We start from the raw sequence: 21,821 nt of genomic DNA on the forward strand, positions 1-21,821 counted from the left end.
TTCCCACCACCGGGCCGGGAGCGCACGCAACTCGCCGGCGCACGAAGGGATCTGTTTCACCCATGTATGCAGCATCGTCCGCCGTGACCGCCCCCACCCGGCCGTACCGCCCGCATCCCACCGGAAGCGGGCCGTATCTCGACCCCGCGCCTTCCGCGGGTGCGGTCCCCGGTCTCCCCGGCGGCCGCACCCGGCGGATGCAGGGGACAAGCTCCCAGCCGCTCAGCGGGAGAATCGACCTGTCCGGCCCGCAGGGCGCCCAGTTGCGCGCCGCCGTCGCTTCGGTGCAGCGCATCTGCCCGGAGTTCAACCCGGTGCAGGTGCTGCGCCGCAGCGGCAGGTCCGTCCTCCTCGTCGGCACGACGGGCCGTATGACCGCGGTCGCCAAGTGTTTACTGGACCACTCCCCCGCGTGGGTGGACAGGTTCCGGCAGGAAATAAGTGCATACCGCGCATTCGTCCGGCATCGTCCGCCGGTACGGGTGCCGCGTCTGGTGGCGGCCGATCCCGACAACTGCACGCTGATCGTGGAGCGGATGCCCGGCCGCGTCGCGGCGCTGACCCGCCACCCGTCCGAGGCTCCGCCCCGGGCCGACGTACGGGCCGCGCTGGGCGCGATCTGCCGGATCAACCTCTGGCGTCCGCCGGCCGGGCTGTTCGACACCCCGCTGGACTACGCGGGCCGGATCGGCCGCTACCACGACCTGGGGCTGCTCACCGACCGTGACCTGGGCGATCTGCAGAAGCTGCTGCACGGGCTGTCGCACACCCAGGGCCAGTTCTGCCACGGCGACGCACTGCTGAACAATGTGCTCCTCTCCCCCGCGGGCCCGGTCCTGCTGGACTGGGACAGCGCGGGCTGGTATCTGCCGGGCTACGACCTGGCGACCCTGTGGTCGGTGCTCGGCGACGCGCCGGTCGCCCGCCGGCACATCAGCCAGCTCGCCCAGAACGCGGGCCCGGCCTCGCGGGACGCCTTCCTGGTGAATCTGATGCTGGTGCTCACCCGCGAGATCCGGCGTTATGAAACCGCGGTCCAACGGACCATGCGCGAACCCACGCCGACGGGGACACCGGGTCCGGGACTACCCGGCGTGCCCGCGGCGGGCGAGGAGCAGCGGCTGCTCCTCCGTCGGCTGCACGACGACTGCCAGATGGCGCGCCGTGCGGTACGGGCGGCGGTCGGCACCCGCTGACCGCCGACAGGTGCCGGACGTCACCCGGCACCGCAAGGGGGATCGTGAGCGGCGCACCCGGGTACGGGGTGCGCCGCTCACCCATGTGCGCCAACTGGCCGCCCTTCCCCGGCCCCTCGGGCTTCCCTCCCCGGGCCGTGCGCCTGCCCGCCCCCGTCCGTGTCAGGTCGAGTCCGTCCGGCCATTGGCCCATTCCACTGACGCCCCGCAGGCCGGACACCCGTCCGGGAAGGCTCCTGTGGAGATGCCCTGACATGCGGAATCCCGAGAGGGCGCGGTGATTGACGGGCCCTCGGCAAACGTATAGCTCTAAGCCGACGGGGGCTCTAGTCTCGGGTCCCGCCCGTGCGGCCGTTTGCGCACCCACCGTCACACCGCCCCGGCTGGGGCCGGCTCGAGGAGGTTGCTTTGCGAGGATCCGCCCCGGAAGACGAGAAGAGATTCCACCGCCCCGCCCTGCGCAGGTCCGCCACCGCCGTTGCGGCGGCGGTGCTGTTGCTGCCACTCGCGGGAACGCCGTCCGCGCACGCCGGCCAGCCCCGGACCGATGTTCTGCAGCGGGCCTTCACCGACGCCGCCGCCCGCTTCCAGGTGCCGCGCAGTGTGCTGCTCGGCGTCTCGTACCTGGAGTCGCGCTGGGACACCCATGGTGGCGCGCCCAGTGTCTCCGGGGGCTACGGCCCGATGCATCTGACCGATGCCCGCACCGCGCTGACGCGCACGCCGGAGTTCAGCGGAGGGACCGAGGACGCCCGTGGCGACGGCGCACGGCCCCGTAAGCGGGTGCCGGCCGGTGCGGCGAAGCGGGCCGCGCTTCCCGCTGAACTACCGGCCCGTTTGCGGACGTTGACGACGGCCGCCACGCTGGCCGGGCTGTCGGCCGAGCGGCTGCGTACCGACCCCGCGGCGAATGTGCTCGGCGGTGCGGCGCTGCTCGCCGCGGAGCAGCGCAAGCTGGGACACCGGACGGGGCGCGACCCGGCGCAGTGGTACGAGGCGGTGGCGCGCTACGGCGGTCAGGACAGTACGCGCGGCGGCCGGGCCTTCGCGGACGAGGTCTACGAGGTCATGCGCCACGGCCAGACGCGGACCACCGACGCGGGACAGCGGGTCACGCTGGCCGCCACGCCGGGGCTGATCCCCGACGCCGCGCAGCAGAAACGTCTCGGCACACCGGCCGCGAAGGCCTCGCCGACACGGGCCGGCCGCAAGCTGGAGTGCCCGCACAGCGTCGCCTGCGAGTCCGTCCCCGCGCCGTACGAGGAGTTCGGGGACGGCGACTACGGCAACCACGACAAGGCGGACCGGCCCGAGGACCTGCGGATCAGCACCATCGTCATCCACGACACCGAGGGTTCCTGGGAGACCACCCTCAAGCTGATCAAGGACCCGGCCTATGTGTCCTGGAACTACACCATCCGCTCCTCGGACGGCCTGATCGCCCAGCATGTGCCGACCAAGGACGTCGCCTGGCATGCGGGCAACTGGTACATCAACTCGCACTCCGTGGGCATCGAGCACGAGGGCTTCCTCGCCGCGCCGGACGCCTGGTACACGGAGGCGATGTACCGCACGTCGGCCCGGCTGGTGAAGTACCTGAGCCGCAAGTACGACGTACCGCTCGACCGGCAGCACATCCTGGGCCACGACAATGTGCCCGGCACGACCACGGCCACCATCCCCGGGATGCACACCGACCCCGGCCCGTACTGGGACTGGGCGCACTACTTCTCCCTGCTGGGCAAGCCGTTCAAGGCCGCCCCGGGCTCGCACGGCGGGCTGGTCACCATCCGCCCGGACTACGCCCGCAACAAGCCGGTTTACACGGGCTGCGAGAAGGCGGGCGACCCCTGCGCGCCGCACGGTTCCGCGGCGGTCCGGCTGCACACCGCGCCGGACGCCGACGCGCCGCTGGTCAAGGACATCGGTCTGCACCCGGACGGCAGTGACGCCACGATGGGCGTGAACGACACCGGTGCCCGGGCCTCCACCGGCCAGCGGTTCGCGGTGGCGGACCGGTCCGGCGACTGGACGGCGATCTGGTACCTCGGGCAGAAGGCGTGGTTCCGCAATCCGCACCACGCGCCGACGGCGGTGAACGCCCAGGGCATGATCGCCACGCCGAAGGCGGACCGGGAGGAGATTCCGGTCTACGGCCGCGCGTACCCGGAGAAGGGGGCCTACCCGGCCGGGGTGCCCTACCAGACGGTCTCCCCGCTGCCGTACAAGCTCGCCGCCGGCCAGAAGTACGCCGTCGGGGACCGGATGCCGGGCGACTACTTCTACGCGCCGACCTTCGACCTCTCCCAGCACGCGATCGTGCGGGGCGAGGACGTCTACTACGAGATCCAGCTCGGGCACCGGGTCGGCTATGTGCGGGCGGCCGATGTCGAGGTGCGGCGCTCGGATTCCTGAGCCCCCGCGCACACCGATCGGGTGAGCGCACACGCGCCCGGTGGACGGGACTGCCGTCCACCGGGCGCGCCGGTGTCCGTTCCGGTGCCGTGCGTGCCGGGGCTCAGCCCTGCTGGAAGAGCTCCGCCGGCAGCGGCTTGAGCAGCGCGTAGAGATCGTCGGTGATCGGCCGGTCCCAGCTGGCGATGGTGACCAGCACGCCGTCGCTGCGGTCGAACTGGGCGCAGGAGATCCGGCCCTCGGAGCACTTGATGCGCTTGACGATCAGCAGGTTGTCCTCGTGCATCACGGGGGTGTCCTCGCTCTCGACGACCGTCACCGGCTCGTCGTTGCCGAGCGCGGCGAGCAGCTGGGCCACCTCGAAGGGCACCTGATCGTCCTCGAGCTCGCGGGCCGGGGACCCCTCCGGCAGATTGCCGATGATCATCGCGGGGCCACGGCCGCCGAACAGGTCATAGCGGAGAAAGACACCCTGGCAGCTCCCGTCGGGCGCGGGCAGCAGCCCGGCTCCGAGATTGCCCGGCCAGTCCCCGGGGTCCATGGCGAGGACGTCGAAGTCAGGCCCGGCGGGCGTGGCTGCGCTGCGGCGGCGGAGGAAGGACATGCCGCCATCGTACGTGGCCCGGCCGGGCACGCGGCGCGGACGTCGGCGTGCGGGGCGCCCCGCGTACGGAGCCGCCGCCTCCTCTTGCCGGCGGTCGTTATGCCTGGTCGGCGAGTGCACGCAGCCGGCGCAGCGCCTCGTCGGTCGCGGCATGCGGCACGAAGAGGTGATCGTGGTGGAAGCCGGCGACGACATTGCAGCTGAGGCCGGCCTGGGCGAGTGCGGTGGCCACGGCGGCGGTCAGCCCGACGGCGTCCAGCGCGGAGTGCACCCGCAGGGTGATCCAGCCGGCGACGTAGTCGTACGACAGGCCCGCACGGTCGGCCTCCTCCTGGTGGACGACGAGGGTGCGGCCCTCGGGTTCAGTGACGGTGACCACCGGCGTCAGCCCGTCGGGGACCGCGCCGGGCACGCTCACGAAGACGAAGCGCCCCTCGTTCCGCTCGGGACGCATCCCGCTCAGCAGGGCCCGGAGATCACGTTCACCCGTCATGCCACCACCCTACGGGGCCCCGTCCCGTCCTTCCCTGCGCCGCTCGTGGTGGCGGGCGACCCGGGCGCGGTTGCCGCAGGAGGGGGTGCACCACTCCTGGCGGGCGTGGTCCTTGACGAAGTAGCGCACACAGCGCGGGGCGGGGCAAGCCCGCAGCAGCAGCCGGTCGGGGCCGGCCAGGAAGGCGAGGGCGGCGCGGGCCAGTGCGGCGACGATCCGGTCGGCGGGCGGTGGGGACCCGACCGGCTGGTGCCGGACGGCAGGCGGTGCGCCGGGCTCCCAGCTGAGCCGGGGGACGGTGGGGACCAGGGCCGCGGCGGCGTTGAGCCGGCGCACCGCCTCCTCCTCCGGGAGCAGCCGGTGGGCATCGGCGGAGCTGGGCGGCCCCGGCCGGACGGCTCGGGCGAACAGCGACCGGACCGCGGCCCGCAGCTCCCGGACGGCGGTGTGCAGCGCCTCGTCCGGGGTGGCCGGACCGGCCGCACGGTCCAGCAGCGCGGCCCGCTCGTGCACCCAGACCGCAAGCCCTTCCGGACCGGCCAGGTCATCGGTGACGCCGCCGTGCCCGTCGTGGCGGAGGGTGACGGCGAGTTCGAGTGCGAGCCGTGGTGCGGTCATGGAGCTAATGGTAGCGTCGCCTCCAACCATTACATACCTGAGGGGGCGGTATGGCTGACGTGCGTCAACTACTGCGGGATCTCCCGGTGTTCGCGGGCGAACTGCCCGCGTTCGATCCGCTGGAGACGCCCGACGACCCGGTGGAACTCTTCACCGCCTGGCTGCTCGGCGCCATACGGACCCAGGTCCCCGAGCCCCATGCGATGACGGTCGCGGCTGGCAGCGGCCGGTGAAGCATCGCAACGGCGATCTGCGCTCCGCACTGCTGGCATGGTGGCGGGAGTTGGAGATCCATACGGCGGACGCCCGGATCGGCCACACTCCGCGCGACTGGCCACAGGAGCTGTGTCATCACCTGCTGGATCACCTGTCCCCCGGGTGCCGGAGGATCTGCCTCTCGTCCTGACGTCCACGGACGACACCTTCTCCCGGCGGTACGGTGACGCCGACGCCCCTGCGGTCACCGTCAGCGGCCCGCTCACCGACCTCGCGGCCTGGCTGGCCGGCCGCACACCGCACCGGCCGCTCGACTGCCGCCGATCGGGGCGCACCGTGCCACCGCCCGAACTCCTCGACTGGCCGTAACCGCTCTCCCCCGGCCCGCGGCGCCCGGCACCCCGCCCCGACCGCGGACACTGCCTTACGGAAGGACACCCCACCCATGCCTCGTCCCAGGTCCACCGCGCCTCCCGTGCTCAACCTGTGGAAGGCGGGCCTGGGTTCGGTCCCTGCCGAGGTCTGGCGGCGCGAGGACTGGGAGGTGCTGATCCTTGCCGACAATGCCTTGACCGAGGTCCCGGCGGCGCTCGGCCGACTGCATGCGCTGCACACCCTCGACCTCGGTCACAACGCGCTGACAGCGGTCCCCGACGAGATCGGTAACCTCGCCGGACTCACCCGCTTCCTCTATCTGCATGACAACCGGCTCACCACCCTGCCGGATTCACTCGGCGCCTTGGACCGGCTCGGCTACCTCAACGTCGGCGAGAACCCGCTCGGTGAACTGCCGGCGGCGCTCGGCCGGATGACCGGTCTGATCGAACTGCGCGCGCAGCAAGCAAAGTTGACCTCGCTCCCCGAGACGCTGGGGCAACTGAGGCTCCTGCGGGAGCTGTGGCTGGGCGGCAATGCGCTCACGGAACTGCCCGGAAGCGTTGCCGCGCTGCACGAGCTGAGGGTGCTGGAGCTCCGGGACAACGCCTTGCCCGGCATCCCCGACGCGCTGCGCGCGCTGCCGCTGCTGCGCCGGGTGGACCTGCGCGGGAACCGGATCGAGGTGCTGCCGCCGTGGATCGCGCGGCTGCCGGCACTGGAGAAGCTGGACCTGCGCTGGAACGCCGTGGACGACGGAGCGGAAGCGGTCCTGGCGCTCCGGCGGCGGGGGTGCGTGGTGCTCACCTGACGCTCGCGCCGGACTGACTGCTCGGCGCGTCAACCGGCCGAACCGGCGGCGGACAGGACGAAGGCCGCGCACGAGGCGAGCATGATCAGGCAGGAGCGCCCGGACAGCGCGTGAGGCCGTGCGCAGCCCTGTCACGCCGGCGGCCATTCTGGCCTGGAAGGCCATCACCTCGCGCACACGACATTGCGCACTCTTCCGTGCCACATCGCCGGCCTCCGGGTCATTCCGGTACAGCCCTCAGGTCAGATCGAATTCGCCCTCGCGGGCGTCGAGGACGAAGGCGCGCCACTCGGCGGGGGTGAAGATCAACGCTGGGATCTCCGGGCTGCGGCGGTTTCGCATGGCGATATAGCCCTCGACGAAGGCGATCTGGACGCCGCCCACGCCCTGGGTGCTCGACTGCCACTCGGCCTGCGTCAGGTCGAGATCGGGCCTGGCCCCGCCCACGAGCCGCTGCTCGGTGATGCTGTCGGTCACGTGTCCCGCTCCTCCCGGATCGTCGTCCGCGGTCAGCCTAACCACTGGGTCCGGGGACGGACAGGGGACGTGGCGAGGCGGTGGAGTGGTGGCCGGAGAGGGGGCGCGCCGGGTCGGCGCGCCCGCCCCCGGCGGGTGTCAGGTGGCCGGTGCGTCGGCGCCCACCAGCCACATCGAGAAGAACTGGGAGCCGCCGCCGTACGCATGTCCCAACGCCCGCTGTGCGCCGTCGACTTGATGGGCGCCGGCCTGCCCGCGTACCTGGAGGGCGGCCTCCGCGAAGCGGATCATGCCGGAGGCGCCGATCGGGTTGGTGGAGAGCACTCCGCCGGACGGGTTGACGGGGAGGTCGCCGTCCAGCTCGGTGACGCCCGACTCGGTGAGCTTCCAGCCCTCCCCCTCCTCGGCGAAGCCCAGGTTCTCCAGCCACATCGGCTCGTACCAGCTGAAGGGGACGTACATCTCCACCGCGTCGATCTGCCGGCGCGGGTCGGTGATGCCGGCCTGCCGGTAGACGTCGGCGGCGCAGTCCTTGCCGGCCTGCGGGGAGACGAAGTCCTTGCCGGCGAAGAGGGTGGGTTCGCTGCGCATGGCCCCGCCGTGCACCCAGGCCGCCGGGTGCGGTGCGCGGGCGGCTCCGGTGCGGTCGGTGAGGATCATCGCGCACGCGCCATCGGAGGACGGGCAGGTCTCGGAGTAGCGGATCGGGTCCCAGAGCATCGGCGCGGCCCGGACCTTTTCCAGGGTGATGTCGTGTTCGTGGAGGTGGGCGTAGGGGTTCTTGAGGGCGTTGCGGCGGTCCTTGTAGGCGACGAGGGAGCCGACGGTGTCCGGGGCGCCGGTGCGCCGCATGTAGGCGCGGACGTGCGGGGCGAAGAAGCCGCCGGCGCCGGCCAGCAGGGGCTGCTGGAAGGGGATGGGCAGGGACAGGCCCCACATGGCGTTGGACTCGGACTGCTTCTCGAAGGCGACGGTGAGGACGGTGCGGTGGACCCGGGCGGCGACGAGGTTCGCGGCGACCAGGGCGGTGGAGCCGCCGACCGAGCCGGCGGTGTGCACCCGCAGCATCGGTTTGCCGACGGCGCCCAGGGCATCGGCGAGGTACAGCTCGGGCATCATCACCCCCTCGAAGAAGTCGGGGGCCTTGCCGATCACCACGGCGTCGATGTCCGCCCAGGCCAACTGGGCGTCGTCCAGGGCGCGTCGGGCCGCCTCACGGACGAGTCCGGCGAGCGAGACGTCGCGGCGCGCGGCGACGTGTGTGGTCTGTCCGATGCCGACGACGGCCACGGGCTCCTTGCTCATCGCTCACCTTCCAGGACGGCGACCAGGTTGTGCTGCAGGCACGGGCCCGAGGTGGCGTGGGCGAGGGCGCGGTCACAGGCGCCCCGCTGGATGCGGGCGGCGGCCTCGCCGAGGCGGATCAGGCCCGCGGCCATGACGGGGTTGGCGGCGAGCGCGCCGCCGGACGGGTTGATGCACACCGTGCTGTCCGGCGCGTCGAGTTTCAGGGCGCGGCGCAGCACCACCTCCTGGGAGGTGAAGGGGGCGTGCAGCTCGGCGGTGTCCACCATGGGGGCACCTCCCCTGCCTTTGAGGCCATGGGGGACCTCGAAGGCGCCGGCGCGCTCGGCGGCGAGCCGGGTGGACGGTGAGTCGGTGAGGTCGCGGACGCCCAGGCTGTGTGCCTCGATGCGGTGGTCGAGGCCGCGGATCCAGGCGGGGCGGTCGGTCAGCCGGCGGGCGGTGTCACCGGCGGCGAGGACGACGGCGGCCGCGCCGTCACCGATCGGCGGGCAGTCGCCGGTGCGCAGGGGGGCGACGAGCGGTTCGCCCATGGGCACCTCGCCGCGCAGCTGGGCGTGCGGGTTGGACCCGGCGGCGGCGCGGCGGCGGGCGGCGATGCCGGCCAGTTCCCGCTCGTCGGTCAGCTCCGCGTCGATCAGGGCCTGCGCCTGGAGGGCGGCGAGCGCGACGGAGTCGGGCCACAGCGGGGCGACGTAGTACGGGTCGAGCTGGCGGGTGAGGACGTCGCGGACGCTGCCCGGCGAGGACTTGCCGTAGGAGTAGACGAGTGCGGTCTCCGCCTCGCCGGTGAGGAGCTTCACCCAGGCCTCGTACAGCGCCCAGGCGCCGTCCATCTCGACATGGGATTCGGAGATCGGCGGCCAGGCACCGACGCCGTCCAGGGCCATGGTGAAGGAGAAGGCCCGGCCGGCGAGGTAGTCGGACGAGCCGGAGCAGGTGAAGTCGATGTCCCGGGCGGCCAGGCCGGTCTGCTCCAGTACGTCGTGCAGCACCGGCATCAGCATCTCGACCTCGGAGGTCTCCGCGCTGTCGCGGACGTGATCGCTCTGCCCGAAGGCGACGATGGCGACGTCGCGCATCAGATCAGCTCCTTGTAGCTGTCGTAGTCGGCATCGGGTTCGCCGCTGGGGCGGTAGTGGTCGGGAAAGCGGCTGTCCTCGGTCCAGACGGGTTCGACGCGCAGCCCCATGCGGACCCGGTCGTAGGGGATGCCGCCGATCCGGGCATGCAGGGCCAGGTCGGCGCCGTCCAGAGCGATATGGGCGTAGACGTAGGGGACCTCGATGTCGAGGTTCTTGGCCTTGATGTTGACGATGCAGAAGGTGGTGACGGTGCCGCGGGGGCCGGCCTCGACCTGGGTGTCGGTGGCGACGCCGCAGGTGGGACAGGCCCCGCGGGGCGGGACGTAGACCTTGCGGCAGGAGGGGCAGCGCTCGCCCACGATCCGGTGCTCCGCAAGCGCCTGGAGGTAGCGGGACTGGGCGCGGCCGGGCGCATAGGTGTAGTCGAGCCGGGCGGGGGTGACGATCCCGGTGACGGGGTCCGTGAACTCCCCGTGGTGCGGTGCCGGCCGGCCGGCCCCTTCGGCGCTGCCGTCCGGTGCCGGCAGGCCGTTCTCGGCGGCGCCGTCGTCCGGCTCGAAGCACGCGATGTCGGTGATCGCGCCGGTGCGCTCCGCGGCCCAGCGGACCCGGACCCGCATGCCGGTGCGTACGGCCTCGGGGCCGGGCGCGTCCAGGACGTGCAGCAGGGCGGTGTCGGCGCCGTCGAGCCGGACCAGGACCCAGGCGAAGGGGGTGGTGAGGGGCTGACCGCGGCGGGGGAACGGGTTCCAGGCCCAGGTGGTGATGGTGCCGCTGGTGCCGACCTCGACCAGGTCGCGGATCTCCTCCGCGGTGACCGGGTCGTATTCGACGGGTGGGACGACCACCCGGCCGTCGCTCGCCGTGACGCCGAGGACGGTGCGCTCTCGCAGCCCGGTGAGGAAGGCGCTCTGGACGGGCCCGAGGGAGCGGGTGAAGGGGAATTCCACGACGAGGGGCGCCGTGAGGACCTCTGGCATGCGGGGCTCCTTGGGTCAGGCGCGCCGGTAGACGGGCGGGCGCTTCTCGGCGAAGGCCCGGGAGCCTTCTTTGGCGTCGGCGGTGTCGAAAACCGGCCAGCCGCGGGCGAGTTCGGCCGCCAGCCCGTCGGTCTCGGTCATCTCGGCGGTCTCGTAGACGGACGCCTTGACGGCTTCGACGGCGAGCGGTCCGCAGCCGTTGACCCGTTCCGCGATCTCCAGGGCCGCCTCCAGCGCGGTCCCCTCGGGCACGACATGACCGATCAGGCCGATGCGCTCGGCCTCGCGCGCGGGGTAGGGCCGGCCGGTGAGCAGCATTTCCAGGGCGTGCGTGCGGGGGATCTGGCGGGCGAGACGGACGGTGGAGCCGCCGATGGGGAACAGCCCGTGCCGGACCTCGTAGAGCCCGAAGGTGGCGCTCTCGCCGGCGACGCGGATGTCGGTGCCCTGCAGGATCTCCGTCCCGCCCGCGACGCAGTGTCCCTCGACGGCGGCGATCACGGGTTTGCGGGGGCGGTGGTGCCGCAGCATCGCCTTCCAGTGCAGGTCGGGGTCGGCGCGCAGCCGGTCGCGGTACTGCTCGCCGGCCATGCCGTCGCCCGCGAGGGCCTTGAGGTCCATGCCGGCACAGAAGGTGCCGCCGGCGCCGGTGAGGATGACGGAGCGGATCGTGTCGTCCTCGTCGGCGGAGATCCAGCCGTCGTACAGGCCCACCAGCATCGGCAGCGAGAGCGCGTTCTTCGCCTCCGGCCGGTTGAGGGTGAGCACCAGTGTCGCGCCGACGCGCTCCACCGACAGATGTTCCGTACCACCCATGTTCCGTCCTCCCGTCTCACGACGGAGAACAGGTTGCAGGAGCGGCACACCGACTTCAAGACCTTCCTGACAGGTAGTCAGATTTCTTCGCCACGGCCCTTCCCTGCTCCTTCCGGCGGCGCTCTAATGACCGCCAAGCCGACGCCCGCCCGGTCTGGAGGAGACGTGGAGTACAACCTTGCCGACCTCTTCGAGTCGATCGTCGACACGGTCCCCGACCGCGAGGCGCTGGTGTACGTCGACCATCCGGGGACCGGCAGCGAACGGCGGCTGACCTACGCCGAGCTGGACCGCGCCGCCAACCGCCTGGCCCACCACCTCGCCGACCACGGCGTCCGCCCCGGTCAGCACGTCGGACTGCACCTCTACAACGGCATCGAATACCTCCAGGCCGTCTACGCCTGCCTGAAGATCCGCGCCGTCCCGGTGAACGTCAACTACCGCTACGTCGAGGAGGAGCTGGTCTATCTCTACCGGGACGCCGACCTGGTGGCGCTGGTCTTCGACGCGGAGTTCACCGCGCGGGTGGCCGCCGCCCTCGCGCAGGCGCCCGGGCTGCGGCACCTCGTACGGGTCGGCACCCCGCCCGCCGGTGCCCCCGAGCCGCCCCTCGCGCCCGTCGCGCTCGCGGACGCCGAGGCCGCCGGCTCCCCCGCGCGCGGCTTCGGGCCGCGCTCGGCCGACGACCAGATCGTGATCTACACCGGCGGCACCACCGGCATGCCCAAGGGCGTGATGTGGCGCCACGAGGACCTCTTCTTCGCCGGAATGGGGGGCGGGGCACCGACCGGCGAGCCGGTGACGCGGCCGCAGGAGCTGGCCGAGCGGGTCGCGGCCGGCGGTGACGGCATCGTCTTCTTCCCCGCTCCCCCGCTGATGCACGGCACCTCCACCCTCACCGCGTTCATCGCCTTCCACTTCGGCCAGAAGGTCGTCATCCACCGCAAATACGTCCCCGAGGAGGTGCTGCGGACCATCGAGCGGGAGCGGGTCACCAGCGTCTCGCTGGTCGGCGACGCGATGCTGCGTCCGCTCGTCGACGCCCTCGCCGGGCCGCTCAAGGGCACCGACTGCTCCTCGCTGTTCAGCGTCAGCAGCTCCGGCGCGATCCTCTCCGAGACCGTACGCGCCCAGTTCGCGGCGCTGCTCCCGCAGGTCATGCTGCTCAACAACTTCGGCTCGTCCGAGTCCGGCTTCAACGGCACCGCCACTGACGACTCGGGCCCCGGCAAGGGCTTCCGGCTGCACGTCAACTCCCGTACGGCGGTGGTGGACCTGGCGACCCATGAGCCGGTGCCGGCCGGTGAGGTCGGCCGTATCGCGCTGCGCGGGCATGTCCCGCTGGGCTACTACAACGACCCCAAGAAGACCGCCGAGACCTTCTTCGAGGCGCACGGCGACCGCTGGGTGCTGCTGGGCGATATGGCGACCGTGGACGAGGCGGGCATCGTCACCGTCCTCGGCCGGGGCTCGCAGTGCATCAACTCCGGTGGCGAGAAGGTCTATCCGGAAGAGGTCGAGCAGGCGCTGAAGGCACATCCGGACATCTACGACGCCCTGGTGGCGGGCGTACCGGACGAACGGTGGGGCAGCCGCGTCGCGGCCGTGGTGCAACTGCGCGCCGGCGCGGCGCCGTTGGACCTGGAAGGGCTGCAGCGCCACTGCCGGACCCGGCTGGCGGGGTACAAGATCCCGCGTGCCGCCGTCTTCACCGACCACATCCAGCGCTCGCCCAGCGGCAAGGCGGACTACCGCTGGGCGCGGGCGGTGGCGGCGGGCGGAGGGACGGGGTGAGCCGGGTGGCCTTGTGGCGGGCCGGGCCGGGCGGGCCGCCGTCGGTCAGGCACCGGTGCAGACCGAGCGCAGCGAGCGGGCCAGGGCCGTCGCGTGCAGCGTGTCCAGGCGTCGCTGCCGGTGTACCCGCACGGCGGCCGCGGTCAGCAGCGGAGCGCAGTACGGCGCCGAACGGGCGCGCGGGGAACCGGCCAGGGCCCGTACCAGCGCGCCATTGATGCGGTTGATCTCCTTGCGGACCTCCTGGAGGTCGGGCCGCTGGGTGGGGGCCTGCGCCGGGTCCGCGTCCCACCGGCGGTACAGCCCGCGCTGCACGACCTTGTTGGCCTCGATCTGATCCCGGAAGACCCGCACCGTGGCGGCCGGGTCGGCGCCCAGCCGCCGGGCCTGGTCCGCCACCGTGTCCAGCACCTCCTGCTCACGCGCCGGATCGTCGATCGGGCTGCCGGTGCCCCACTTCGCCGCGGCCACCGAATCGCCGGTGGCCAGCCGCTCGGCGGACAGCTCGGCGAGCGGCCGGAGTTGGCCGTACGGGGAGTGGGCGGTGGCGGCAGGTGGTGCGGATGCGGCGTGGGGTGCGGCAGCGGAAGAAGGTGGTACGGGCGCGGCAGGCCGTGCGGCTACGGCTACGGCAGGCGCCGAGGCCGGGGCCGCGGCGACCCTGCCGGTTGCGGTGAGCAGGACGGCCGCGGCCGCGCCGACGGCCAGGGCGCTCCGTAGCGAGGGGGTCGGGTGCACGGTCGGCGGCCTTTCTCGAACCCCGGGAATCCCCGGGGAGGTCAATGGACGGACGGCATGGGGCCGGGGCCCGGAGAACCGGGCCGGCGGGGGCTCCCCGGGCCGGCAGCCCGGCGGCTGGCCACCGCTACGGCCACGGCCACCACGGCTACGGCCACGGCTACGGCGCCAGGAACGAGGTGACCGCGGCGAGGAATTCTCCCGGGCGTTCCTCGTGGACGAGATGGCCGGCGCCCTCCACCGTCACCAGGCGGGCATCGGGGATCCGCTCGACCAGGTCGGCGAGGTGGTCCTGCGGGATATGGCTGGACTCGCCGCCGCCGATGACCAGGGTCGGTGCGGTGACCTTCGCCGGCGCGTCCCACCACGCGGGATCGGGCGCATTGCGCTCCGCCACCACCGCGGCCTTGGCGTGCCAGTCGAACGGCTGCGGGCCGGCCGGCTGCTCCGGCACCTCCTGCGGCGGCTCGGCGGGGAGCGGCACAGGTACTTCCTCCAGGACCAGCCGGGCCACGAGCTCGGGCCGGTCCGCGGCCAGCAGCAGTGCGGCCACCGCGCCCAGCGAGTGCCCGATCAGGGCCACCCGCTCCAGTCCGAGCGCTTCCAGGAAGCCGATCGCATCGTCCCGCCACCTTTCGAAGCCGTACGCACCGGGCCAGTCGCTGCGGCCGTGACCCCGCTGGTCAGGGGCGTAGACACGGTGGGTGCCGGCGAGCCGGCCGACCACACCGCGCCAGTCCTCGCCGTCCTCCCCGAGGCAGTGCAGCAGCACGGCCGGGGGCGCGTCCTCCTCCCCCCACACCCGGTATGCCAGCTGGACCTCACCGACCTGCACTTTCCGGACGTCACTCATGCGCTGGACGCTACCCGGGCGGCGTCGGCGTCACGCCCCTTGACGTGTTCGCCGCGCGCTGATTACTTGGATCAACAGATGGCTACCGAATGATCGGTAGGGAAACGAGGCGGTGGACTCCATGCCGGAAGCGGCCACGGGCAGTGAGACGTTCGACGAGGCGGAGCGGCTTTCGGCGGACGCGCTGCACAGCCTGCAACTGACCCGGCTGCGCGCCTCGTTGCAGCACGCCTATGACCACGTCCCGTTCTACCGGGAGTCCTTCGACCGGGCCGGGGTGCATCCGCGGGACTGCCGCTCGCTCGGTGATCTCGCCCGCTTCCCGTTCACCGTCAAGGATGATCTGCGCGCCCAGTACCCCTTCGGGATGTTCGCCGTCCCGAAGGAGAAGGTACGCCGTATTCACGCCTCCAGCGGCACCACGGGCCGCCCGACGGTCGTCGGCTACACCGAGCGCGATCTGGCGCAGTGGGCGGACGTCGTGGCCCGCTCCCTCCATGCGGCCGGCGGACGGCCCGGTCACACCGTCCATATCGCCTACGGGTACGGACTGTTCACCGGCGGTCTGGGTGCCCACTACGGCGCGGAGCGGCTCGGCTGCACGGTCGTACCGGCGTCCGGTGGGATGACCAGCCGCCAGGTGCAGATCATCCAGGATCTCCGGCCCGAGATCATCATGGTCACGCCGTCCTACATGCTCACGCTGCTGGACGAGTTCGAGCGGCAGGGCATCGATCCCCGTACGACCTCGCTCGAGGTGGGCGTCTTCGGCGCCGAGCCCTGGACGCAGGAGATGCGCCGCGAGATCGAGGAACGGTTCGCGATCGACGCCGTGGACATATACGGCCTGTCGGAGGTGATGGGCCCCGGTGTCGCCCAGGAGTGTGTGGAGACCAAGGACGGACTCCACATCTGGGAGGACCACTTCTACCCGGAGGTGGTCGATCCGATCACCGGCGAGGTGCTGCCGGACGGTGCGCACGGCGAGCTGGTCTTCACCTCGCTCACCAAGGAGGCGATGCCGGTCATCCGCTATCGCACCCGTGATCTGACCCGGCTGCTGCCCGGTACCGCACGCGCCGCCTTCCGCCGGATGGAGAAGATCACCGGGCGCAGCGACGACATGATCATCCTGCGCGGCGTCAATCTCTTCCCCGCGCAGGTCGAGGAGATCGTACTGCGGACACCCGGGGTCGCCCCGCACTTCCAGCTGAGGCTGACCCGGGAGGGCCGGATGGACCAGCTGACCGTACGCGCCGAGGCCCGGCCGGACGCGGCCCCCGAGGCGCGCACCGCCGCCGCCGGGCTGATCGCACGGGGCGTCAAGGACGGCATCGGGGTATCGGTCGCGGTCGAGATCGTCGACCCGGAGACCCTGGAGCGCTCGGTCGGCAAGATCAAGCGCATCGTGGACGCCCGGCCGCGTGACAAGGCTGCGGAGACCCCTTAGCGGGGGCGCTCCCTGGAGGTGGAGGTGCGCCCCTGCGCGCTGTCCCGGCGCGCTTGTCCCTGCGGGTGTCTCCCTAGGGGCATCTCTCCCCGAGGGACCAGGGCTGAGAGGCCCTACGGAGGCGCGGAGGCCCCCGGATGGGTTGCGCGGCCCAGGACGCGGCCCCTGGGACCGGGCTGCTCAGCAGCCCAGGGTGCTCAACCCAGCGTCGGGTCCCCCTTGATGAGGGCGAACGGGGCCCCCGCCGGGTCCTTGACCATGGCCAGTCGGCCGACGCCCGGGGCGTCGGTGGGCGGGATCAGGACCGTGGCGCCGAGCTCGGTGGCCGCGGCGAAGGTGGCGTCGCAGTCGGTCACGCCGAAATACGGGTGCCACTCCGAGCTCGAACCGGCCTGCAGATGCTCCTTCTGCAGCTGCATGATGCCGCCGTGCCCGGTGTCGTCGTCCTTGCCGCCGCCCGGCGCGGAGACGACGGAGTAGACGAGGTCACCGCCCATCGGCATGTCCTGGTGGCTCCAGGAGAAGACCGAGCGGTAGAAGTCCTTCGCGGCGGCCGCATCCGTGGTGTACAGCTCCGTCCAGCACAGGGAGTTCGGCTCCATGACCATCTCCAAGCCCTGGACGTCGCCCGGCTGCCATACGGCGAACTCGCCCCCCGTCGGGTCGGTGAAGGCGGCCAGCCTGCCCGCGGTGAAGACGTCCATCGGCGGGACGCGCACCGAGCCGCCGGCCTGCTCCACCGACTTGAGCGTGGCGTCCGCGTCCGGGGTGTGGAAGTACACCGTCCAGGCGGAGCGCGCGCCCTCGTCCATCAGCGGGCCGACGGCACCGACCGTCTTGCCGTCGAGCTGGAAGAAGCCGTAGCCGCCGGCGTCCGGGCCGGCCGACTGGAAGCGCCAGCCGAACACGGCGCCGTAGAAGGAGACGGCGTCGTCGATATCGGGGGCCCCGAGGTCGAGCCAATTGGGTGTGCCCGGGACGTAGTGGGTCGTCAGCATGAAGGGTCCTCCGTTGAGCTCCGTCGCATCTCCGTTGACCTCCGTCGGTCTCGGTCGGTCAACGGCGCGCTTCCGTCGCACGGATCGTGGCGTTCGGGGCCGTTTCCCGCCGTTTCTCAGGATGGCAGGGGGCACTGACAACCGCCCTTCCACGCGCCCGGCCGTCCCGGTTCAGGGCGCGCCGAACCGTGCGCGGAGCTCCCGCTTGAGGACCTTGCCGCTGGCGTTGCGCGGCAGTGCGTCCACGAACATCACCCGTTTGGGTGCCTTGAACGGCGCAAGGCGGGCGCGGGCCATCGCGATCAGCTCCTGCTCCCCCACGCCCGCGCCGCCCGGCTCGCCCCCGGCACCGCCCGTAGCGGCTGCACCGCCCGTGCCTCGCGGCCCGTCCGTACGGAGCACGACCACCGCGGTCACCGCCTCGATCCAGCGCTCGTCCGGCAGCCCGATGACCGCGACCTCGGCCACCTGCGGATGCTCGTAGAGGACGTCCTCGACCTGGCGCGAGGCGACCAGTACGCCACCGGAGTTGATGACGTCCTTGACCCGGTCGACCACCGTGAAATAGCCCTCCGCGTCGCGCACGGCGAGATCCCCGGAGTGGAACCAGCCGTCCCGGAACGCCTCCGCGGTCTCCTCCGGCTTGTCCCAGTAGCCGGTGCACAGTTGCGGGGAGCGGTAGACGACCTCGCCCCGGGTGCCGTCCGGCACCTCCCGGCCCTCCTCGTCCACCACCCGCGCCTCGACGAACAGCACCGGGCGCCCGCAGGAGTCCATCCGGCCCTCGTGTTCGCCGGGGCCGAGCACGGTGGCCAGCGGCCCGATCTCGCTCTGCCCGAAGCAGTTGTAGAAGGCGAGCCCGGGCAGCCGGGCGCGGAGCCGTTCCAGTACCGGCACCGGCATGATCGAGGCACCGTAGTAGGCCTTGCGCAGCCCGCTCAGCTCGCGGGTGGCGAAGTCGGGGTGGTTCGACAGCGCGATCCACACGGTCGGCGGCGCGAACAGGCTGTCGGCCAGCCCCCTTTCCACCAGGTCGAAGATCCGTCCCGGGTCGGGCCCGTCCAGGATGGTGTTCTCCGCACCGACCGCCAGATAGGGCAGCAGGAAGACGTGCAGCTGCGCGGAGTGGTAGAGCGGGAGCGAGTGCAGCGGCCGGTCCGTCTCCTTCAGGTCGAGAGCGACGACGGCGCTGGTGTACTCGTGCACCAGGGCACGGTGCGTCATCATCGCGCCCTTGGGCAGGGCGGTGGTCCCCGAGGTGTAGAGGAGCTGGACCAGATCCTCGTCGGACACCTCGGCCGCCTCGGCCACCCGCTCGGCGGCGTCCGCGTCCCGCTCGCCGGCATCCGCGTCCGGCTCGGCGCGGGACGCAAGCCGCTCCAGCAGGCCGTCCGGCGTCCCGTACAGCGCCATGGTGCGTACGGAATCCGGCAGCCGAGGCGCGAGCGCGGCGTCGGTGAACACCAGCGCACTGCCCGACTGCTCCAGGACATAACGCAGATCCTCGCCGGTGAAGGCGTGGTTGACCGGCACATGCACCAGCCCGGCGCGAGCACAGGCCAGAAACCCGATCAGGTACGCATCCGAGTTGTGCCCGTAGGAGGCGACCCGGTCGCCGGGCCGCAGGCCGTCCGCCCGCAGCACCCGGGCCGCGCCGGTCACCGCGTCGTCCAGCTCGCGATAGGTCCACACCCGGTCCGCGTACCGCACCGCAGTCCGTCCGGGCACCCGACGGGCGCTGCGCCGCAGGACCCCGTCGACCGTATTGCTCCGCGCTTGCGTCATGGCGCGATCCTCGACCGCCCCTCACCACCGGTCAAGCCACCCGACCGGAGCCCGGAGCCCTGGCCGGACGCCGTCGGCTACACGGAGCGCTCCCGCCCCTCCCAGTACGGGGCGCGCAGTCGGCGCTTGTACAGCTTGCCGTTGGGGTCGCGTGGCATGGCGGCGAGGAAGTCGACCGACTTGGGGCGTTTGTAGGCTGCCAGTCGCCGTGCGCAGTGGGCCATGATGTCGGCGGCCAGATCGGGCCCCGGCAGGTGGCCGTCGGCGGGCTCGATGACGGCCTTGACCTCCTCGCCCCAGTCGTCGTGGGGGATGCCGAAGGCGGCCGCGTCGGCGACCGCGGGGTGGGCGAGCAGGACGGATTCGATCTCGGCGGGGTAGATGTTCACCCCTCCCGAGATGATCATGTCGATCTTGCGGTCGCGGAGGAAGAGGAATCCGTCCTCGTCCAGGTACCCGAGGTCCCCGACGGTGAAGAAGTCTCCGATCCGGTTCTTCTTCGTCTTCCCCTCGTCCTTGTGGTACTGGAAGCCGCCGGTGCTCATCTTCATGTAGACGGTGCCGAGTTCGCCCGGGGGCAGCCGGTTTCCGTCGTCGTCAAAGACGGCCAGCTCGCTGATCGGCCAGGCCTTGCCGACCGTACCGGGCTTCTTGAGCCAGTCCTCGGCGGTCGCGAAGGCGCCGCCGCCCTCGCTGGCCGCGTAGTACTCCTCGACGCAGTCGCCCCACCAGTCGATCATGGCGCGTTTGACGTGGTCGGGGCAGGGCGCGGCGCCGTGCAGGGCGTGCCGCATCGAGCTCACGTCGTAAGCCGCGCGGGTCTCCTCCGGCAGCGCGAGCAGCCGGTGGAACTGAGTGGGCACCATATGCGTGTGGGTGCAGCGGTGCGCCTCGATCAGGGCCAGCATGTCCTGCGGCGTCCACTTGTCCATCAGGACGAGGCGGTGGCCGATGTGCAGCGAGGCACCGGCGAACTGCAGGACGGCGGTGTGGTAGAGCGGCGAGCAGACCAGATGGACGTGGTCGTCGAAGGGCGTGATGCCGAAGATGGCGAGAAACCCGCCGAGGTGGGCGGCCTCGGGCTCGGTGCCGGGCAGCGCGCGACGGATGCCGCGCGGGCGTCCGGTGGTGCCCGAGGTGTAGTTCATGACCCAGCCCAGCGTGCGGTCGCCGGGCGCGGACTCCGGCTGCCCGTCGAGGAGTTGGGCGTAGGGCCGGAAGCCGTCGGCCGCACCGACGGCGTAGCGGTGGGACGCGGGCAGCTTCGCCTCGTCCGCCGCCTGCCGGGCCGCCCCGGCGAACCGCTCGTGGGCGATCAGCACCTTCGCCCCGGAGTCGGCGACGATCCAGGCGATCTCCGGACCGACCAGATGGTGGTTGACGGGGACGAGATAGAAACCGGCCTGGGACGCGGCGAGGTAGGCGGTGAAGAACTCGACGCCGTTGGGGAGGACCACGGCGAAGGCGTCACCGCGCCGCAGGCCCGCCGCACGCAGCCCGTGGACGAGTTGGTTGCTCGCGGCATGCAGCCGGCCGGCGGTCCACTCCTCGCCGTCGGGGGCGATCAGGACCGTACGGTCCGGGTCGGCGGTGGCCTGCGCCCAGAAGCCGTTGGGCGGTGGGGAGTCGTGGGTCATTCCGCTGTCCTCCTCGGGATCAGGCGCGTCCGGCGATGCGGTTGATGCGGTCGATGGCCCGTTCGAAGCCGCGGGTGAGGTCGTCGAAGACGGCCTGCACGCTGCGTTCGCTGTTCATCCGGCCGACGATCTGGCCGACCGGGGTGCCGAGCAGGGGCTCGACCTCGTAGCGCTGGATACGGGAGTTGGCCTCGGCGACCAGCAGCCCCTGCAGCGGCATCGGGAGGGGGCCGGGGCCGCTCGGCTCGTCCCAGGCGTCGGTCCATTCGGTGCGCAGCTGGCGAGCGGGTTTGCCGGTCAGGGCGCGGGAGCGGACGGTGTCGCCCGGCCCGGCGGCGAGCAGTTTCGCGGTCAGCCGCCGGGAGTGCAGCTCCGCCTCCTCGCAGGTCAGCCAGAGCGAGCCCAGCCAGACGCCCTGGGCACCGAGGGCGAGCCCGGCGGCGATCTGCTCACCGGTGCCGATACCGCCCGCGGCGAGCACCGGCAGCGGGTCGACGGCCGCCACCACCTCCGGGGTCAGCACCATGGTGGCGATCTCGCCGGTGTGGCCGCCCGCCTCGTACCCCTGGGCGACGACGATGTCGATGCCGGCGGCCTTGTGGTGCCGGGCGTGGCGCGGGCTGCCGGCCAGCGCGGCGACGAGGATGCCGTGGTCGTGGGCGCGCCGGACGATGTCGGGCGGGGGTGAGCCGAGGGCGTTGGCCAGCAGCTTGACCGGGTAGTCGAAGGCCACATCGAGCTGGGTGCGGGCGACCTGTTCCATCCACCCGGTGATCCGCCAGCCGGACGCCTCGCCTTCCGCGAGCTGCGGCACCTGGTGTTTGTCGAGAAGTGCGGTGACGAAGCGGCGGTGCTCCTGCGGGATCATCGCCTCGACCTCGGCCTCGGTGACGCCTTCCACCTTCTTGGCGGGCATCACCACATCGAGCCCGTACGGCAGCCCTCCGGTGTGGTCCTGCATCCAGTCCAGGTCGCGGGCCAGCTCGTCCGGGGCGGTGTAGCGGACCGCGCCGAGCACCCCGAGCCCGCCGGCCCGGGTGATCGCCGCGGCGACCGCGGGGAAGGGGGTGAACCCGAAGACGGCGTGCTCGACTCCCAGCGTGTTGCTCAGCTCCGTCTGCATGGGCGAAGGATGCCGCAGCGGGCCGTACGAGGGAAGAGAGTTTCTGATGCAG

Annotated in this window: 21 protein-coding genes; 7 read left to right on the forward strand and 14 right to left on the reverse strand. The window is 72.2% G+C overall.

All coding sequences use genetic code 11. The features are described from left to right. The first annotated feature begins 62 nt into the window (after positions 1 to 62). Both CFW40_RS04175 and CFW40_RS04180 read left to right on the forward strand, forming a co-directional pair. Positions 63 to 1,196 carry an aminoglycoside phosphotransferase family protein gene (locus CFW40_RS04175; protein ID WP_088796510.1) on the forward strand — a complete coding sequence of 378 codons (1,134 nt, stop codon included), beginning with the start codon at positions 63 to 65 and terminating at the stop codon, positions 1,194 to 1,196. A gap of 408 nt (positions 1,197 to 1,604) precedes the next feature. Further along, positions 1,605 to 3,611: an N-acetylmuramoyl-L-alanine amidase gene (locus CFW40_RS04180; protein WP_088796511.1), complete on the forward strand. Its 2,007-nt coding sequence runs from the start codon at positions 1,605 to 1,607 to the stop codon at positions 3,609 to 3,611. Positions 3,612 to 3,714: 103 nt separating this feature from the next. On the opposite strand, the gene CFW40_RS04185 is transcribed toward CFW40_RS04180, so the two are convergent. From CFW40_RS04185 to CFW40_RS04195, 3 genes are all read right to left on the reverse strand, one after another. Beyond that, positions 3,715 to 4,215: a hypothetical protein gene (locus tag CFW40_RS04185; RefSeq protein ID WP_088796512.1), complete on the reverse strand. Its 501-nt coding sequence runs from the start codon at positions 4,213 to 4,215 to the stop codon at positions 3,715 to 3,717. A 97-nt stretch (positions 4,216 to 4,312) separates the two neighbouring features. Further along, positions 4,313 to 4,708: an ACT domain-containing protein gene (locus CFW40_RS04190; protein ID WP_088796513.1), complete on the reverse strand. Its 396-nt coding sequence runs from the start codon at positions 4,706 to 4,708 to the stop codon at positions 4,313 to 4,315. Between the two features lie 9 nt (positions 4,709 to 4,717). Continuing rightward, entirely contained in the window at positions 4,718 to 5,326 is a 609-nt protein-coding gene (locus CFW40_RS04195) for an ABATE domain-containing protein (RefSeq protein WP_088796514.1), read from the reverse strand. Positions 5,327 to 5,376: 50 nt separating this feature from the next. Between CFW40_RS04195 and CFW40_RS04200 the strand changes: the two genes are divergently transcribed. The 3 genes from CFW40_RS04200 to CFW40_RS04210 all read left to right on the forward strand — a co-directional run bounded on the left by CFW40_RS04200 (position 5,377) and on the right by CFW40_RS04210 (position 6,728). Further along, on the forward strand, positions 5,377 to 5,559 hold the full coding sequence (locus CFW40_RS04200; RefSeq protein ID WP_256331606.1) for a hypothetical protein: 183 nt from the start codon (positions 5,377 to 5,379) through the stop codon (positions 5,557 to 5,559). A gap of 145 nt (positions 5,560 to 5,704) precedes the next feature. After that, positions 5,705 to 5,911: a hypothetical protein gene (locus tag CFW40_RS36970; protein ID WP_176963698.1), complete on the forward strand. Its 207-nt coding sequence runs from the start codon at positions 5,705 to 5,707 to the stop codon at positions 5,909 to 5,911. A 76-nt stretch (positions 5,912 to 5,987) separates the two neighbouring features. Continuing rightward, positions 5,988 to 6,728 (forward strand): leucine-rich repeat domain-containing protein, encoded by a 741-nt coding sequence (locus CFW40_RS04210; protein WP_088796515.1) that lies wholly within the window; start codon positions 5,988 to 5,990, stop codon positions 6,726 to 6,728. Positions 6,729 to 6,965: 237 nt separating this feature from the next. Here the strand turns inward: CFW40_RS04210 and CFW40_RS04215 are convergent, their stop codons facing one another. The 5 genes from CFW40_RS04215 to CFW40_RS04235 all read right to left on the reverse strand — a co-directional run bounded on the left by CFW40_RS04215 (position 6,966) and on the right by CFW40_RS04235 (position 11,391). After that, positions 6,966 to 7,205, reverse strand: a complete 240-nt coding sequence (locus CFW40_RS04215; protein ID WP_088796516.1) for a DUF397 domain-containing protein — start codon at positions 7,203 to 7,205, stop codon at positions 6,966 to 6,968. A gap of 138 nt (positions 7,206 to 7,343) precedes the next feature. Continuing rightward, the gene (locus tag CFW40_RS04220) at positions 7,344 to 8,510 is read right to left on the reverse strand and encodes a thiolase domain-containing protein (protein ID WP_088796517.1); all 1,167 of its coding nucleotides are present in this window, start codon (positions 8,508 to 8,510) and stop codon (positions 7,344 to 7,346) included. Then, positions 8,507 to 9,592: a thiolase domain-containing protein gene (locus tag CFW40_RS04225; RefSeq protein ID WP_088796518.1), complete on the reverse strand. Its 1,086-nt coding sequence runs from the start codon at positions 9,590 to 9,592 to the stop codon at positions 8,507 to 8,509. Before CFW40_RS04225 ends, CFW40_RS04220 begins: the two co-directional genes overlap by 4 nt. Next, positions 9,592 to 10,575, reverse strand: coding sequence for a Zn-ribbon domain-containing OB-fold protein (locus CFW40_RS04230; RefSeq protein WP_088796519.1), 984 nt, complete (start codon positions 10,573 to 10,575; stop codon positions 9,592 to 9,594). The genes CFW40_RS04225 and CFW40_RS04230 overlap by 1 nt, the downstream gene beginning before the upstream one ends. Before the next feature lie 15 nt (positions 10,576 to 10,590). Continuing rightward, positions 10,591 to 11,391: a crotonase/enoyl-CoA hydratase family protein gene (locus CFW40_RS04235; protein ID WP_088796520.1), complete on the reverse strand. Its 801-nt coding sequence runs from the start codon at positions 11,389 to 11,391 to the stop codon at positions 10,591 to 10,593. Positions 11,392 to 11,556: 165 nt separating this feature from the next. On the opposite strand from CFW40_RS04235, the gene CFW40_RS04240 reads away from it, so the two are divergent. Continuing rightward, a complete protein-coding gene (locus tag CFW40_RS04240; RefSeq protein ID WP_088796521.1) occupies positions 11,557 to 13,185 on the forward strand; it encodes an acyl-CoA synthetase in 1,629 nt (542 codons plus the stop codon). A gap of 45 nt (positions 13,186 to 13,230) precedes the next feature. Here CFW40_RS04240 and CFW40_RS04245 read toward each other — a convergent pair whose 3' ends face one another. Both CFW40_RS04245 and CFW40_RS04250 read right to left on the reverse strand, forming a co-directional pair. Then, on the reverse strand, positions 13,231 to 13,923 hold the full coding sequence (locus CFW40_RS04245; RefSeq protein WP_088796522.1) for a chorismate mutase: 693 nt from the start codon (positions 13,921 to 13,923) through the stop codon (positions 13,231 to 13,233). Positions 13,924 to 14,083: 160 nt separating this feature from the next. Next, on the reverse strand, positions 14,084 to 14,776 hold the full coding sequence (locus CFW40_RS04250; protein WP_088796523.1) for an alpha/beta fold hydrolase: 693 nt from the start codon (positions 14,774 to 14,776) through the stop codon (positions 14,084 to 14,086). Between the two features lie 121 nt (positions 14,777 to 14,897). Here CFW40_RS04250 and paaK point away from each other — a divergent pair, with 121 nt between their 5' ends. Further along, positions 14,898 to 16,226 (forward strand): phenylacetate--CoA ligase PaaK, encoded by a 1,329-nt coding sequence (gene paaK, locus CFW40_RS04255; protein WP_088801899.1) that lies wholly within the window; start codon positions 14,898 to 14,900, stop codon positions 16,224 to 16,226. Positions 16,227 to 16,423: 197 nt separating this feature from the next. On the opposite strand, the gene CFW40_RS04260 is transcribed toward paaK, so the two are convergent. From CFW40_RS04260 to CFW40_RS04275, 4 genes are all read right to left on the reverse strand, one after another. After that, on the reverse strand, positions 16,424 to 17,224 hold the full coding sequence (locus tag CFW40_RS04260) for a VOC family protein (RefSeq protein ID WP_088796524.1): 801 nt from the start codon (positions 17,222 to 17,224) through the stop codon (positions 16,424 to 16,426). A 171-nt stretch (positions 17,225 to 17,395) separates the two neighbouring features. Continuing rightward, positions 17,396 to 19,009, reverse strand: a complete 1,614-nt coding sequence (locus CFW40_RS04265) for an acyl-CoA synthetase (RefSeq protein ID WP_088796525.1) — start codon at positions 19,007 to 19,009, stop codon at positions 17,396 to 17,398. A 77-nt stretch (positions 19,010 to 19,086) separates the two neighbouring features. Then, complete coding sequence (locus CFW40_RS04270; protein WP_088796526.1) at positions 19,087 to 20,646, reverse strand: acyl-CoA synthetase; 1,560 nt, start codon at positions 20,644 to 20,646, stop codon at positions 19,087 to 19,089. Positions 20,647 to 20,665: 19 nt separating this feature from the next. Continuing rightward, positions 20,666 to 21,769, reverse strand: a complete 1,104-nt coding sequence (locus tag CFW40_RS04275; RefSeq protein WP_088796527.1) for a nitronate monooxygenase family protein — start codon at positions 21,767 to 21,769, stop codon at positions 20,666 to 20,668. Between the last annotated feature and the right edge of the window lie 52 nt (positions 21,770 to 21,821).

It is taken from the genome of Streptomyces sp. 2114.4 (assembly GCF_900187385.1).
Lineage (GTDB): Bacteria > Actinomycetota > Actinomycetes > Streptomycetales > Streptomycetaceae > Streptomyces > Streptomyces mooreae.

Bases quoted from the DNA above. Each gene is read 5' to 3' on its own strand.
- CFW40_RS04175 (WP_088796510.1), top strand. From the start codon at position 63: ATGTATGCAGCATCGTCCGCCGTGACCGCCCCCACCCGGCCGTACCGC.
- CFW40_RS04185 (WP_088796512.1), bottom strand. From the start codon at position 4,215: ATGTCCTTCCTCCGCCGCCGCAGCGCAGCCACGCCCGCCGGGCCTGAC.
- CFW40_RS04190 (WP_088796513.1), bottom strand. From the start codon at position 4,708: ATGACGGGTGAACGTGATCTCCGGGCCCTGCTGAGCGGGATGCGTCCC.
- CFW40_RS04195 (WP_088796514.1), bottom strand. From the start codon at position 5,326: ATGACCGCACCACGGCTCGCACTCGAACTCGCCGTCACCCTCCGCCAC.
- CFW40_RS04200 (WP_256331606.1), top strand. From the start codon at position 5,377: ATGGCTGACGTGCGTCAACTACTGCGGGATCTCCCGGTGTTCGCGGGC.
- CFW40_RS04210 (WP_088796515.1), top strand. From the start codon at position 5,988: ATGCCTCGTCCCAGGTCCACCGCGCCTCCCGTGCTCAACCTGTGGAAG.
- CFW40_RS04220 (WP_088796517.1), bottom strand. From the start codon at position 8,510: ATGAGCAAGGAGCCCGTGGCCGTCGTCGGCATCGGACAGACCACACAC.
- CFW40_RS04225 (WP_088796518.1), bottom strand. From the start codon at position 9,592: ATGCGCGACGTCGCCATCGTCGCCTTCGGGCAGAGCGATCACGTCCGC.
- CFW40_RS04230 (WP_088796519.1), bottom strand. From the start codon at position 10,575: ATGCCAGAGGTCCTCACGGCGCCCCTCGTCGTGGAATTCCCCTTCACC.
- CFW40_RS04235 (WP_088796520.1), bottom strand. From the start codon at position 11,391: ATGGGTGGTACGGAACATCTGTCGGTGGAGCGCGTCGGCGCGACACTG.
- CFW40_RS04250 (WP_088796523.1), bottom strand. From the start codon at position 14,776: ATGAGTGACGTCCGGAAAGTGCAGGTCGGTGAGGTCCAGCTGGCATAC.
- paaK (WP_088801899.1), top strand. From the start codon at position 14,898: ATGCCGGAAGCGGCCACGGGCAGTGAGACGTTCGACGAGGCGGAGCGG.
- CFW40_RS04260 (WP_088796524.1), bottom strand. From the start codon at position 17,224: ATGCTGACGACCCACTACGTCCCGGGCACACCCAATTGGCTCGACCTC.
- CFW40_RS04265 (WP_088796525.1), bottom strand. From the start codon at position 19,009: ATGACGCAAGCGCGGAGCAATACGGTCGACGGGGTCCTGCGGCGCAGC.
- CFW40_RS04270 (WP_088796526.1), bottom strand. From the start codon at position 20,646: ATGACCCACGACTCCCCACCGCCCAACGGCTTCTGGGCGCAGGCCACC.
- CFW40_RS04275 (WP_088796527.1), bottom strand. From the start codon at position 21,769: ATGCAGACGGAGCTGAGCAACACGCTGGGAGTCGAGCACGCCGTCTTC.